This is a genomic window from Paenibacillus alginolyticus DSM 5050 = NBRC 15375, from assembly GCF_000422905.1.
GTDB lineage: Bacteria > Bacillota > Bacilli > Paenibacillales > NBRC-103111 > Paenibacillus_E > Paenibacillus_E alginolyticus.
The window spans coordinates 90,492-104,352 of the sequence record NZ_AUGY01000019.1 but is presented as its reverse complement, the minus strand read 5'-3'; the positions used below and the strand labels follow the sequence as shown (position 1 = coordinate 104,352).

The window sequence follows — 13,861 nt, the reverse complement described above, 5'->3', positions numbered from 1 at the left end:
GCAACCACCTACATTGAAGCTGGATCAACGATTGCCAGCGATAGATATCGTTCTTATCAAGCTTTGGCCAAAAATGGCTTCCACCATGAAGCCAAAAAGTACGACCTGAAAGAAAATCCAGATCATCTAAAGTGGCTTCATACGATCATCTCTAATGCGAAAGCTTTTATTGGTGGTACCTACCACGGCTTAGATCCTAAGCACCTACAAGCATATCTCGATGAGTTTTGCTATCGATTCAACCGCCGTGAGGTCAAAAGCGAGTTATTCAATAGGTTAGTTCATTGTTGCCTATCGTCTACGACGATTACCTATCCTGAGCTAGTTGGATAATCAAAAAAAAAAATACTTTTGCAATGTTTGAAGTGACTTCGCTTGTTGTAAAAAGTGCAACAATTCATTCGGATTCCCCCTATAATCCTCCTCATGTTGCAAAAAATACAACAATTTTCAACTTTAGGAGTCTAAATGGGGAGGTATTGCCTTAAACTGTTGTACTTTGAAAAACAATCGCTGTTTAAAACCATATAAAGGCTGGAAATTGTTGTAGATAGTGCAACATCGCTATACATTCCGCTCTGGAATCAGAGATTTCCCCCACCTACACTTCTAATTTATAGAAAGTGCATTAAGCTTCCTTGAGCTATTTAAGCAGGACGGAAAACAAAGAAACAAAAAACAATACGCTTTCTTGCTCCGCAAACTCGACGGGAAACAAAAAAGTGGTCAAATCCACTGGATTATAGGTCGGCTTGAATGCGGAACTCTGTGGAGTGATTTCGAACATCTAGGCTGCAAATCTGAGGATCGCGGGGAACCAGGTGCCGTTATTTCGGTGATTATGTCGATGCGGAACTCGCACGCGGAACGTAGGGCCCTATTTTCGCGTTTTACCGGTTTTTCCACCTCGAAAGCGGGAAATAGAGGCTTCTACGTTCCGCTAAAACCTGGTGATGCCGGTACGTGTTGAGTTCGGGAAACAGATATAAGAGAGTATGTTCACAGGTGGATGAACAAATATTGTTTGGCTACATCTATCATAATTTCCAATACAACAAAAAAAATCTTTTGCCCGCCTTTCAGCTGCGGCAAAAGATCACGAATTATCGTTGCTCCGGCACCGGTAAACCTAAATGATGGTAGGCCTGAGGCGTTACCATCCGGCCTCTAGGGGTGCGCTGCAAGAATCCAATTTGCAGCAAATAAGGCTCGTAGACGTCTTCGATCGTCTGACTCTCCTCGCCGATGGTGGCGGCAATCGTTTCGAGCCCAACTGGGCCGCCCTGAAAGCTTTGAATGATGGCGCGCAGCATCTTATGATCAATCTCATCAAGTCCAAGGTCATCGACTTGTATGAGCTTGAGCGCCTCTTTGGCGATGTCCAGCGTGATAATGCCATCGCCTTTCACTTGCGCAAAGTCGCGCACCCGCTTCAGCAAGCGGTTCGCGATTCGCGGTGTTCCCCGCGAGCGCATGCCGATCTCGCGCGCAGCTTCACCGACGATGCCGACCTGCAGGATGTCGGCCGTTCGGCTGACGATGTAGGTGAGCTCCTCCACCGTATAAAACTCCAGCCGACTGACGACCCCGAAACGGTCGCGCAGCGGCGCAGAAAGCAGTCCGACGCGTGTCGTCGCGCCGATCAAGGTAAACGCCGGCAAGTCTAGACGCACCGAGCGTGCGCTCGGCCCCTTGCCGATGATAATATCAAGGGCAAAATCCTCCATCGCCGGATAAAGCACCTCTTCCACCGTACGGTGGAGGCGGTGAATTTCGTCGATGAAGAGCACATCGCCCTCCTGCAAATTCGTCAGGATGGCAGCTAAATCGCCCGGCCGCTCGATGGCAGGGCCGGAGGTCGTTCTTATATTCACGCCAAGCTCGTTGGCGATGATGTTGGACAGTGTCGTTTTGCCGAGGCCAGGCGGCCCGTACAGCAGCACATGATCAAGCGCTTCCTTACGCTGCTTGGCAGCTTCGATGTAGATCTTGAGGTTCTCCTTTGCCTGCTTCTGGCCGATATATTCGGCCAAATAACGAGGACGTAGGCTGTACTCAATCGTGTTGTCCTCCATCATTAAATTAGCCGATATAATCCGGTCATTGTCCATGGTGATCCTCCTTAGAGTTTTGCTTTAGCAAAACTGACTTCGTAAGCACTTTTTAAACATTCGCTGGGTCTTGCTTTTGCAAGCCAAATCCACCTTCACTACATCGTATACAAAGCTTGCAACGCAAGCTTCATCAACACATCAACAGAATCCGACGGATTCGCTTTTGGCTTCACTTGCAACCAAGCGCGATCAGCTTCAGCTTCCGTGTAGCCAAGCGTCATCAATGCTTCCTTCGCTTCGCTCCAAGCATGACCACCATCGCTAAGCTGCGCCGATCCGACAACGCTTAATGCTACCGCAGCCTCCGGGCTTGAGAAGCTTACCGAACCCAATTTGTCCTTCAGATCCAAAATAATCCGCTGTGCAGTCTTCTTTCCTATGCCGGGAAGCTTGGTTAAGAAGGCCAGATTTTCCTGGCTAATTGCCAGAATCACAGCCTCCGGTCTTCCACCTGCAGCAAGAATTCCCAGTGCAACCTTTGGGCCAATTCCCGTTACATCAAGCAATAAGCGGAACAAAGACTGCTCATCCCGTGAAATAAAACCGAATAGCAAATGAGCATCTTCACGCACATGATAATGAATGAACATCGTCACATCTTCATCTTCTTTATGCGGCAGCGCATAGGGATTCGGGCAGAATACACGATACCCTACGCCGTTCACATCCAGCACAGCATAGTCGCTCTCACGGAGCGCAACTTTTCCTCTTAAGAAATCTATCATCGTTTCCCGACCTCATTTATCCTAGATTGCAAAGCTGAAGAATGCGCATGGCAAATAGCAATCGCAAGCGCATCCGCCACATCATCAGGTTTAGGTATTTGCGATAGCTTAAGTAAAATTTTGACCATTTCCTGCACTTGATGTTTCTCGGCATTCCCATAGCCTACAACGGATTGTTTGACTTGAAGCGGTGTATATTCAGCAATCGGCAACCCAGCCTGGACACCCGCAAGAATCATGACCCCCCGCGCTTGTCCTACTGTGAATGCCGTCGTTACATTCCGATTAAAGAACAATTTCTCTATCGACATCGCGTCAGGTTTATACTTCTCTATTAATTGCGTCGTAGCATCATAGACATCTTTCAGCCTGATCCCAGGGTCCGTATGTGCTTCGGTTTGAATTGAACCATACTGCACAGGAATGAGCTTACTTCCGATCTTATCAATAAAGCCAAAACCAACGATCGCGATCCCCGGATCAATACCTAGAATACGCAAAGCAATTCTCTCCCATCTTTTAAAAAAGCGAACATATGTAGTCATTTCATTATAGCAGATAACAAAAAAAAGAGATAGACTCAGGAATCTCCCGATCTACCTCTTCATCCTACGATCACCTTATTATGGACTTGTCATTGCCCGTTCAGTCTCTTGTGGCGGCATGGCATAATCGCTGAAAGTTGATAATACGCTATTATACTCCTCCAAATCAGTGACTCGAATCCCTTCATGGAGCTGCTTCACCGTTTCGCGCGGAAGACTGCTTTCTAAATGCTTAATATTCAATTGAAAAAATGTTCGAATCACATTATCTTTGGCTGGTGTTCCATTAAATAGGGACAGATTGCTGCTGCCGTCGATGCCGAATACCGCCTTTTCCTTGCATGCCGGCGATAAATCATCAATATTTTCGGTAAAAGTGACCTCTCCATTCGCCCCTATGCTTAGTAACCAATTTGGATGCTTCATTTGCATTTTCATTAACTCTTGAGGGGTTTGCAGGCCCAACTGACTGCGCTCTTCGCCACAAACATAAGTCTTAAGTAAATAGCTCTTTCTGCTATCCGTTATACTTTTCAACGTTGTCGTCGCATCTTGAAGACGTTGATCGTCTACCGGTGTAAGACCAGCAAAGGTCGATCTTACTGCTCCTTCGGGGTTATCACCAGCACTTAGAAGGCCTCCAGTTGCATATAATATATAGCTAACCATAACTACGGCAAGGAACATTCCTAAAGTCAACCAACTACGTTTCCAACGCAGCCTTCTTTTCAAATGCTTCAAAAATTGTCTTACATTCACCGATATCCCCTTCTATTCTCGTTTTTCCGTATTGTTTCCATTTGCATGTGACACTATACATCATTTACCATAGAGGGAGTGTATGAAACCAATCAAGACGGACGGTGAAGCCCAAACATGAACGGTAGAAAACGAATCAAACGTACAACACTCCTAATTATAGGAGTTGTCCTGTTATGGGGGGCAGTCGCCATTTGGAATGAAGTACAAAAAAATGAATCCGGTGTAACCTCACCGCGATCAACTTCAGCCTCCTATCCAACTCCAGCTCAGAAAAGTCACCAAACATCCATGAATTCGGTAACAAATGGGTATAAAATAAGCTCTCCCTAGCTTTAAAATTTGACTGTAGCCACAGAAATGATATAGTCAGAAGTAGATGAAAAATTCACATACTTATTCAGGGAAACCGATATATATTTGAAAAGGCAAATGCTAAGTTTGCGATACCAGTTTTCTTACGAAAACTATAAGCGGAGAGACTTTGAGATCAGCTCAAAGATCCCAAAGCAGAGAGACTTTGAGCACGCTCAAAGATCCCTATATTAGGAGGGGAACAGCATGAATGTGGCAGAACTTCAATTAATTCAATTATCCAGACGGGGAGACCGCAACGCTTTCGTGGAGCTAGTCGAGTTATACCGTAACAAAATACAGAAACTTGCTTTTCGTATGCTGCATAACAGACCTGATTCAGAGGACATCGTTCAAGAAACATTCATCCGTGTTTATTTGAACTTAAACCACTTTGATGAAAGTCAGAACTTCTCTACTTGGATTTATCGCATCGGTAAAAATGTCGCCATCGACTTGCTGCGCAAAAAAAGACCCGTTCAATCCTTAGATGCCGAGCTGAACGATTATGACGATGATTACAGCTACTACAGTAAGCTTGCGAGTCAAGATCAGTCTCCTGAGCACGTTGTACTCCAGTCAGAAGTTCAAGAACATATGCATACATCCATTAATAAATTAGCTGACAAATATAGAAGTATCATTACGCTATACTATCTGGAAGAGCTCTCCCTTCAGGAAATCAGCGAAAAGCTGAATTTACCGATTACAACCGTGAAAACTCGTTTACACCGCGGACGTGAACTGCTTCGCAAAAAATGGGGCATGAATTTCGTTATCGGTTTAATGACCTTTTTCACATTGGGTATGATTGCTTAATCCATAGCATAACGAGATTAAGAAGCCTCCTATTCCACAAGTCCTGTGGTTAGGAGGCTTCTTGTTCTTTTTCAGACGTTAATCCAAGGTGAGTTTTGCTTGGCTTCCTGCTTTTCAGAAGCTCTCTGTTGACGTTTCAAGAAAGCATTGAGTGCTTCTGTACCTGACAATTTGACTTTTTTGGAAGAATTGCCGCTGCTCGACCTATTTGCTTTTTTATCTTTACGGATGTCAATTTCAACAACTTCTTCGGTATCGGTCTCTTGCGCTAGTTCATGTGTGTGGACTTGTGGCATAATTGGCGACTCATAAGGAGCCTGGTAATGAGCTCCAGCATAAGGAATCCCATAAGGAGCTTGCTGGTAATCATATGGATTATGTCCAGTATGCTGCATGCCATAAGGAGCCTGCTGGTAGTCATATGGATTATGTCCAGTTTGCTGCATGTCATAGGGAGCCTGTTGGTATTCATACGGATTATGTCCAGTATGTTGCATGTCATAGGGAGCAGCTGGGGGATATAACCCAGGAACTGTAGGAAAACCATACTGATAACCATCCCAAGGACTTTCTACGGTTCCGGTTGGATAACCCGCCGGGAATGTCGTCCATGGGTGTTCGATCATCGAGTGCCCTCCACAGCCACAACCATCTTGACTCATTGGATAGGAGGTTGGCTCTGCATGATGCGGAAATTGCTCATATGGTGACTGTTGATACGGTGAAATAGCCGGATATGTTGGCACTTCTTGTTGCTCGGAACCTGGGTAGGCAAATACCTCAGTCGCTTTAATGTGAAACTGCTTGAAGGGATGGACCGCTTGCTGCTCATAGGGTGCATTGAGACCAATAACTCCAGGCTCAGGTGCTGGAATGACTGGCTCCGAGGCCATCGGTGAAGGTACAAACGGTTGCTCCGCCAACGGCATCGATTCTACATACGGCGTAGATGGCATTTGACTTATCTTTTCTTCCGCAATGGGCATAAATGGTTGCTGATACGGTTCTTCAACAGTCCACGGCTGAGCTGATGGGACTGGAGCAAATGGTTCTGTCGATACTTTAGACATCGACAATGGCTTAGCTTCTACGTGATCATGATGCATCTTGGGCACATAAACAATTTCTCCCGTCATTAAGACATTGGGATTCTTCAGATGAGGATTCGCTTTAATCATCTCTTGGAGGGGTACATCCCAAGCCTTACCAAGCTTCCATAAGCTATCTCCCTGCTCCACAACGTGTTTATAGACATAATCTGAAACTGGTGGACTAACTGGCTTCGGTTTGGAAGGTATTTTCACCTTCATCCCGATGTCAAGATGATCCGGTTGTGCAATTTGCGGATTAAGTGCGATGACTTCGTCCAACGTGGTTTGATATTTTTTCGCAAGCTCGTAAAGGGTATCGCCCTTTTTGACAATGTGGATTTTCAACACCATACCTCCTTTGAGTTTTCGTTAGAAAACTTACTTCGTAAACATAAACTCGAGTTTTCACTAGAAAACTTGCTTAGAGAGCATAATCTCGAGTCCTCGCAAGAAAACTTGCTTCGTAAGCATTCGCTTAGTCACAATGATATTACAGTTTATGCAGGTTCCTAGGCTTTTGCCCCTTTTGGACAAAAAAAATCCCTCGCGTAATGAACGCAAGGGAAGAACGGTATTAACTCGTGTACGAATAACTCGGATAACAACCCAAAATTCGAACCTGACAACCAATCGCTTCAATTTCTTGAATGGCAGATGGCAAGAGAACGGAATCTAGGGAACCTGCAATATCAATATAGAAATAATAAGTACCAAGTTTCTTCTTAGTCGGTTTGGATTCAATCTTAGAAAGATTAATTCTGCGCCAAGCGAAGGCAGAGAGTACCTGATGCAGGGCACCCGGGTAATCTTCAGGCAGTGTGACTAAAATGGTAGTTTTCATCTCTTCCGAGGACTTCAGTTCCGAAGCTTCGGTACCAACCAGCAGAAACCGAGTCATATTGTCTTTATGATCCTGTATCTCCCTTTGAAGCATAGGAACACCATAGTTGGTAGATGCAATAGCCGTTCCGATAGCAGCCACGGTAGGATCCTGCAGCGTCGATACAATACGCACTCCCTCTGCTGTGGAGCTTACTTGCTCAAACTCTGCTTCGCTCAAATACTGCTTCATAAATCTATTGCACTGTGCAGGGACGACCTGATGAGATAATACCTTACGAATATGTCCATATGGGTTTGAAGCTTCCGTTTGTCCGTCAGGATTCGAATATCCAATGAGGTTCATATCAATAGGAAATACCCACTCTGCGCGAATAGGCAGATCAACTTCATGAACGAGCCAGTCGACATGCAAATGAACGGAGCCTTCAAGTGTATTTTCAATGGGAATAACGCCTAATTCCGTTTCACCTGACGCTGTCGCATTGAACACTTCAGAAATTAGCTTGTATGAAACGTAAGTAAAGTCTTCACCCAAAAAATGACGGGTGGCTTCTTCCGAGAAGGTACTTGGTCCTAGGATGGCTACCCGCTTCATGCAAGAACCTCCTTTTTAACGAATGATAACAAATCTCCGTCATCTTCCTGTAACAGAATGGCCGCCACGCCTTCTACGCTCGGCTTTAACCATAACGTCTGAGCTTCAATATCTTCCTTAGCAAGCGTGTCCTTTAGGAATGCCTCCAGCTCCTCTTTCTGACCGCTTCGCGCATCCACTAGCGCAAGCATCGTCGGTCCAGCTCCGCTGAGTGCAACCCCTAGCGCACCATGGTTCTCTGCTTGCTCAAGCAGCGTCTTCATGCCCGGGATGAGCTCCGCACGGTAAGGCTGATGCAGCGCGTCCTTCATGGCATGACGGATCATCCCCAGATTGCCGGTACTTAGCGCGGCAACAAGCAAAGATGAATGGCTGAGGTTGAACACCGCATCCTTCATAGCTACTTGCTTCGGCATCACACTTCTCGCCTTCTCTGTAGAAAGCTGGAATGCTGGTATAGCCACCAGCACTTCCAAATTATCGTCCGGCTCTATTCGAATAGATTCTGCTTTCTCGCCGTCCCAGAACGCAACCACGATCCCGCCGAACAAGCTGGCCCCGACATTGTCCGGGTGCTTCTCCAGGCGGCTCGCGATCTGGAACAGCTCATATTGCGTGAGCTTGTTCCCGATTAGAGCATTCGCGCCAGCGAGCGCACCAACAATGGCTGACGCGCTGCTGCCTAGACCGCGTGTGAGCGGAATATCGCTGTACATGGCAATGTCCAGCTCAGGGTGTGCAACGTCCGCCTGTTCAAATACCATTTGCGCGACTTTATAAATTAAATTGGACTTGTCCGTTGGAATTCCGTTCATCTGATCGCCGATTAAATGAATCGTCGTTTGCTCCGAGATCGCCATGTCAATCCAGGCATATAAGTTCAAGGCCATCCCCAGTGAGTCAAAGCCAGGACCTAAGTTTGCCGTGCTTGCCGGCACTTTCACTCTTACCTTTTTCACTGCCTTATAACTCATTTCGAAATTGCGCCTCTTTTCAATAGTTTAGCCTTCTACGCGATAGACGCTTTTGATGGCGTGAATAACATCCATGGATTCGAATTGTCTCAGCACATTTTTCATACTGGCTTGGTTCGCATCATGAGTGATAATAATAATTTCAGCCTTCGGATTGGACTGGTTCGGGTGCTGGAACACAGACTCCAAACTAACTTCGTGCTGAGCAAAAATTTGCGTAATTTGTGCAAGTACACCCGCTTTATCTTCAACGTGTAGAAGAATAAAGTTTTTGGAAGCAATCTGTTCGTCTGTCTTCAGCTTCATTTCTTTGTAAGGCGCCAGCACCGTACGTCCGTTCACGCCCAGCCTCAAGTTGCGAACAACAGCAACCAAATCTGCTACGACAGAAGTTGCCGTCGGCAGCTCGCCTGCTCCAGCACCGTAGAACATCGTTTCGCCTACTGCTTCGCCCGTTACATAAACAGCATTAAATACACCATTCACGGAAGCAAGCGGATGCGAGTTTTTCACCATAGTAGGTTGTACACTCACAGAGATATGGCCATCATGATTTTCAGCAATTCCTAGCAGCTTCACTTCGTAGCCTAATTTTTTACCATAAAGAATATCCTCTTTGGATACCTTCGAAATACCTTTCGCTTCAACATCACTCAGAGCAACATTGGCGTGGAAGCCAAGTGTGGATAAAATGGTCATTTTACGAGCTGCATCCAGCCCTTCAACATCAGATGTTGGGTCTGCTTCTGCGTAGCCAAGCTCCTGTGCTTCTTTCAAAACATCGGCATAAGCAGCGCCTTCTTGACTCATTTTAGTCAAAATGTAATTAGTAGTACCGTTCACGATGCCCATAATCTTCGTAATACGGTCAGAGGAGAAGCCCTCTACGAGTGCACGAATGATCGGAATACCGCCGGCAACACTAGCTTCGTAGAATACATCGCAGCCATGTTCAGCTGCTTTTGCCAAGATTTCAGCACCATGCATCGCCATAAGATCCTTATTAGCCGTAACGATGTGCTTGCCATTGCCTAGCGCAGTTAGTATATGCTCTTTGGTTGCCGCAACTCCGCCCATCACTTCAACGACAATATCAATTTCACTATCACCAATAACGTCCCATACTTGTTCAGTCAATTTATCTGCATCCACGGAGATGTTGCGAAGCTTTGATTTATCTTGTACTAAAATTTTTGAAATTTCAATGGATGAGCCCGTTTGACGCTGTAAATCCTCTTGATGTCCTTCGATAATGCGGACTACGCCTGTTCCTACAGTGCCTAATCCGAGTAAACCAACCTTGATGGGTTTCATGAATGTTACCTCCTGAATTGTTTTTCTATCTTAACTGCCCTGACCGATGACCATGGCACGTTTGACCCCGTCTTGCGCTTGAAGTCGATTAATCAATTGACGGATCTCTTCCCCCATCGACGAGGTCTCTACTGAAATGACGACATTCGCCATACCCTGCAGAGGAATTGTCTGATGTATCGTTAATACATTCCCATCCAAATTAGCAATGAGAGCCAGCACACGAGACAGAATCCCGGACCGATGCTCCAAATCCATGGATATGGTGATAATGCGCTCTCGTTCCAGTTTGCTGAGAGGGTGAATACCATCCTTATACTTATAGAAAGCGCTGCGGCTGAGTCCAACTTGTTCAACGGCATCGTGAATCGTCTTCACTTCACCCCGTGCAAGCAGCTCCTTAGCCTGAGCTGTCTTGAGTACTCCTTCTGGCAATATATCTTCCCGGACTAAGTAGTACCTCTCAGGACCGGCGTGCTTGATCGTTTGTAAAAAATCTTTGCTTTCCGGCACTTCACCACCGTCCTCTCTGGAAAGACCAATGTGTCTCTATAGAGGACATTATATCGAATCGCACGGATTGAAGCAATAGGCAATTCACATCTTCATTTTTCATCTTTTGCAGCACCTGACTTCACTATGATAAGCTGATAGTACTAGATTAGAAAGGGATCGCCTCCATGATTACATTACGCATGATGTCTACGGCTCTCCTGTGGAACAGCCAGAACGAATTACTAATGATGAAACGCTCCTTAACACGTTCGCTATCGCCAGGATTATGGGCTGCGATCGGCGGTCACCTGGAGCCAAGTGAATTGAATAACCCGCGGGCAGCCTGTTTGCGCGAAGTGTGGGAGGAGACTGGCATTGAGCATGATGAAATCCAAGGGCTGCGCATGCAGTATGTTTTACTTCGATTGAACGGTCAAGAAGTTCGCCAGCAATTTTTTTATATCGGTACGACAGATGTGAACCCGCGAATCGTCACACCCGAAGGGGATTTACATTGGATTCCTAAAGATCAGGTGCTGGAGCGCCCAATCCCTTTTATTTTTCGATGCTTGCTTGAACATTATTTCAGCGTAGGCCTTACGGAGCATCCATGGGTAGGTTCTGCAGGAATTCAACTGGACACAGGCGAACCTACGATTCACTGGAACCCCTTGGTAGATCCCCTGCAGACTTAATAAGAATAGCAAAAAAAGGCAGATATCGACTTCTCGATGTCTGCCTTTTTTACAACTATTATAACGCACTGCCTCCAAATAAGAAACGATACTCCCAATGGCGATTTTCAATGGAATCAATCCGAACACCGCCACTGTCGTTGGAGTATGTCGATAAGATTTGTCCATTTCCTAAGTAAATAGCCACGTGCGTAATGGTCTGAGTAGACTTATTAATCCCGCTGTAATTTGATTGGCTTGTCCCTTTGTAAGACATGAAGAACATGAGATCGCCAGCCTTCAGATCGTGCCAATTTGTTTTGGCATGCCCGAGAGATTTCACATAACTCCCTTGGCTTCTAGAGTCACTTGGCAGCTTCTTTCCAACGCCATCCAAGAAAGCTTGTCGGACAAAGTCAGAGCAATCAAAGGTTTTTGTATTATCACGACTTGATCCATACTCATAGGGCGTGCCTAGATACTTTTTACCAGCAGCAATGATTTTTTGAACACTTTCATTTGTTGAACCTCCTGAACCACTGCCGGAATCACCATTCGTGTTGGAATCCCCAGGGGAAGTAACACCCGATGCTTGTATGTATTGCGCGCTTGTGCTTATGTAACCCTCACGCCCGTCTGAAGCTTTTACTTTGTACCACCAACTGTTCACTTTGGACAGGATGGTCACTTTCTCGCCTTCCTTCAAGTAACGGATACGCGTAGAATTCTCATCGGCACTTTGACGAAGACTTACACTTTTAATAATTTGACCTGTCGATGCAGCCGATGCTTCTTTAGGTAAAGGAATTGTCACAGCGCCAAAGATAAGGGCTGGAACAAGTACGAGAGTCAGTAGTTGTTTTTTCATGATGTTGGCCTCCTAGCCTTCTGTGATCCAGAACGAGCATCTGCTTCTATTTCGTCAGTCTACTAGGCTTCGAAAGCCGTCGTCTTTCATATCCATTCGTAAAATAGACCTCCTTTCGGTGGGTACAAGCACAATTAATTGGCGTTACACCCCTAATCATTCTAGTTTATGGAAATAAAAAAAGCCTTCCTTTAGCTGAATACCCTACAGCACAGAGGAAAGACTTTTATCCAATTTTGGCGGATGAATCTCGGATTTTCGGATGATCTTGGAGTGTAAAGTGATGACTCTGATCCACCCATCGCTGCATGACTTTGTGGGCTTCTTTCCTTTGCAGCAACGATTCCGCTAGTTGAAAGCCTTCTTCATAACTCCCCACTTTATCAAACCACATCAATCGAAGTCCCGTATTAAAAATGACATGATCACGTTCCCGCTTCAATTCCTCTGAATCTTCTCCAGCAATGATACGCCGCACCATGGTAACCTGATCATCTTTGCTTAAAGGCTGCAGAGGCTCACTCATAAAACCAAATTTCTGCGGTTCAACCACTCGCGACTCATCTCCCCAGGGGGTTACGATCCTTATTGTACGGTTCTGGTAGATCGGCAGATCCTCGGATCCTTCAATCCCGTTGACAATATACACATTTTGAAAACCTGATCGGATGGATATGGGAATCAGAGATTCCATCGCTTTCCGCTGATTGACGCCTATAATCATATTCAATGAACGTACGGGATTTATGACTTTCTCAACGGTATTCATCATCGTTCGCAATCCTAACTGCTCGCGAATCTGTTTAAGCTTCCCTAGCGGCGGACAAAGCTGATCTGTGTGAAGAAATCCAATATGCAGGTGAAACAACATCGTTTCCCATGCTTTCACTGACAAATCTATCGCAACACCGAAGCTTTCCAGCAGTTCTTTCATTGCGGTCCCCTGTCTCGGCGGAAGTGAATCACCTCCAATTAGCACCTGGGAGAAACCCACTGAAGCAAGCAGGAGGCTAACTGGCAGTGTGATAGGAAAATATTGCCGGCCTTCTGTCGGTCCCGCACAATTGAGTGAATCTGCAAAAGCATGGAAATTCAAAGAGTAGCTGCGGAAAACATCAATGAATGCCATCAGCTCTTCGTCAGCTTCCCCTTTCATACATAGGGCCATTAAGAAAGCTGCGCATTGAGCGTCTGTTGAATCTCCTCTGGCCATCTCATGTGCTGCTTCTACAGCTTCCTCATAAGATAAATCACGTGAGCCTTGCATACCTGTTCCCATCGCTTGAATCCATCTTTTCATCAAAATTCCTCCTTTCTCCTATATCCACACGACTTATTATGTTATATTAAATGACATAAATTTATGTTATTCAGTAAAATCGTAATCTTTTTCTATTTACGTGTCAAGTTTTATGACATAATTTCGTATTTAAATGTAAAAGAACGGCTAATGCCGTCCTTCGGTTAAAGCATTTATTAAGGTTTGAGTAATGAATGCTACAACGTGTGTGACGTATGCGCTTTGCTGTTGTTCTTGCTCTCTTGATCTTGATCTTGCACTCGCTTATCCGTGTGTTGTTGTACTTTGTGCAACATTAGACAAGCTAATCCGCGTTAAATTCCCATTTATTCCAAAAGGCAGAAAACAGAAATCTAAATACAGAAAAACTAAATACAAAAAACATGGCCTC

Annotated in this window: 14 protein-coding genes; 3 read left to right on the top strand and 11 right to left on the bottom strand. The window is 45.4% G+C overall.

Translation table 11 applies throughout. The annotated features are described in order from the left end of the window. Window positions 1–333, top strand: a 333-nt coding sequence (locus tag G519_RS52100) for an IS1595 family transposase (protein ID WP_036632625.1), incomplete at its 5' end; no start/stop codon positions are given. Between the two features lie 770 nt (window positions 334–1,103). On the opposite strand, the gene ruvB is transcribed toward G519_RS52100, so the two are convergent. The 4 genes from ruvB to G519_RS0110755 form a co-directional block, all read right to left on the bottom strand. Next, window positions 1,104–2,111, bottom strand: a complete 1,008-nt coding sequence (gene ruvB / locus G519_RS0110770; RefSeq protein WP_029194687.1) for a Holliday junction branch migration DNA helicase RuvB — start codon at window positions 2,109–2,111, stop codon at window positions 1,104–1,106. Between the two features lie 98 nt (window positions 2,112–2,209). Beyond that, a complete protein-coding gene (gene ruvA / locus G519_RS0110765) occupies window positions 2,210–2,839 on the bottom strand; it encodes a Holliday junction branch migration protein RuvA (protein ID WP_029194686.1) in 630 nt (209 codons plus the stop codon). Beyond that, window positions 2,836–3,339, bottom strand: a complete 504-nt coding sequence (ruvC, locus tag G519_RS0110760) for a crossover junction endodeoxyribonuclease RuvC (RefSeq protein WP_029194685.1) — start codon at window positions 3,337–3,339, stop codon at window positions 2,836–2,838. Before ruvC ends, ruvA begins: the two co-directional genes overlap by 4 nt. Window positions 3,340–3,462: 123 nt before the next feature. After that, entirely contained in the window at window positions 3,463–4,143 is a 681-nt protein-coding gene (locus tag G519_RS0110755; RefSeq protein WP_029194684.1) for a BofC C-terminal domain-containing protein, read from the bottom strand. A 561-nt stretch (window positions 4,144–4,704) separates the two neighbouring features. On the opposite strand from G519_RS0110755, the gene sigW reads away from it, so the two are divergent. After that, complete coding sequence (sigW, locus tag G519_RS42595; RefSeq protein ID WP_051253315.1) at window positions 4,705–5,316, top strand: RNA polymerase sigma factor SigW; 612 nt, start codon at window positions 4,705–4,707, stop codon at window positions 5,314–5,316. A gap of 71 nt (window positions 5,317–5,387) precedes the next feature. Here sigW and G519_RS47370 read toward each other — a convergent pair whose 3' ends face one another. The 5 genes from G519_RS47370 to G519_RS0110725 all read right to left on the bottom strand — a co-directional run bounded on the left by G519_RS47370 (window position 5,388) and on the right by G519_RS0110725 (window position 10,646). After that, window positions 5,388–6,752 (bottom strand): LysM peptidoglycan-binding domain-containing protein, encoded by a 1,365-nt coding sequence (locus tag G519_RS47370; protein ID WP_029194683.1) that lies wholly within the window; start codon window positions 6,750–6,752, stop codon window positions 5,388–5,390. A 229-nt stretch (window positions 6,753–6,981) separates the two neighbouring features. Continuing rightward, on the bottom strand, window positions 6,982–7,845 hold the full coding sequence (gene pheA, locus G519_RS0110740; RefSeq protein ID WP_029194682.1) for a prephenate dehydratase: 864 nt from the start codon (window positions 7,843–7,845) through the stop codon (window positions 6,982–6,984). Continuing rightward, window positions 7,842–8,819, bottom strand: coding sequence for a homoserine kinase (thrB, locus tag G519_RS0110735; protein ID WP_029194681.1), 978 nt, complete (start codon window positions 8,817–8,819; stop codon window positions 7,842–7,844). The genes pheA and thrB overlap by 4 nt, the downstream gene beginning before the upstream one ends. A gap of 27 nt (window positions 8,820–8,846) precedes the next feature. Continuing rightward, window positions 8,847–10,133, bottom strand: a complete 1,287-nt coding sequence (locus G519_RS0110730; RefSeq protein WP_029194680.1) for a homoserine dehydrogenase — start codon at window positions 10,131–10,133, stop codon at window positions 8,847–8,849. Window positions 10,134–10,163: 30 nt separating this feature from the next. Further along, the gene (locus G519_RS0110725; RefSeq protein ID WP_084160112.1) at window positions 10,164–10,646 is read right to left on the bottom strand and encodes an ACT domain-containing protein; all 483 of its coding nucleotides are present in this window, start codon (window positions 10,644–10,646) and stop codon (window positions 10,164–10,166) included. Window positions 10,647–10,813: 167 nt separating this feature from the next. On the opposite strand from G519_RS0110725, the gene G519_RS0110720 reads away from it, so the two are divergent. After that, window positions 10,814–11,323, top strand: a complete 510-nt coding sequence (locus tag G519_RS0110720; RefSeq protein ID WP_029194678.1) for an NUDIX domain-containing protein — start codon at window positions 10,814–10,816, stop codon at window positions 11,321–11,323. A gap of 58 nt (window positions 11,324–11,381) precedes the next feature. Here G519_RS0110720 and G519_RS0110715 read toward each other — a convergent pair whose 3' ends face one another. Continuing rightward, on the bottom strand, window positions 11,382–12,170 hold the full coding sequence (locus tag G519_RS0110715) for a C40 family peptidase (protein ID WP_029194677.1): 789 nt from the start codon (window positions 12,168–12,170) through the stop codon (window positions 11,382–11,384). A gap of 226 nt (window positions 12,171–12,396) precedes the next feature. Beyond that, entirely contained in the window at window positions 12,397–13,470 is a 1,074-nt protein-coding gene (locus G519_RS42585; RefSeq protein WP_036632623.1) for an anthranilate phosphoribosyltransferase, read from the bottom strand. Between the last annotated feature and the right edge of the window lie 391 nt (window positions 13,471–13,861).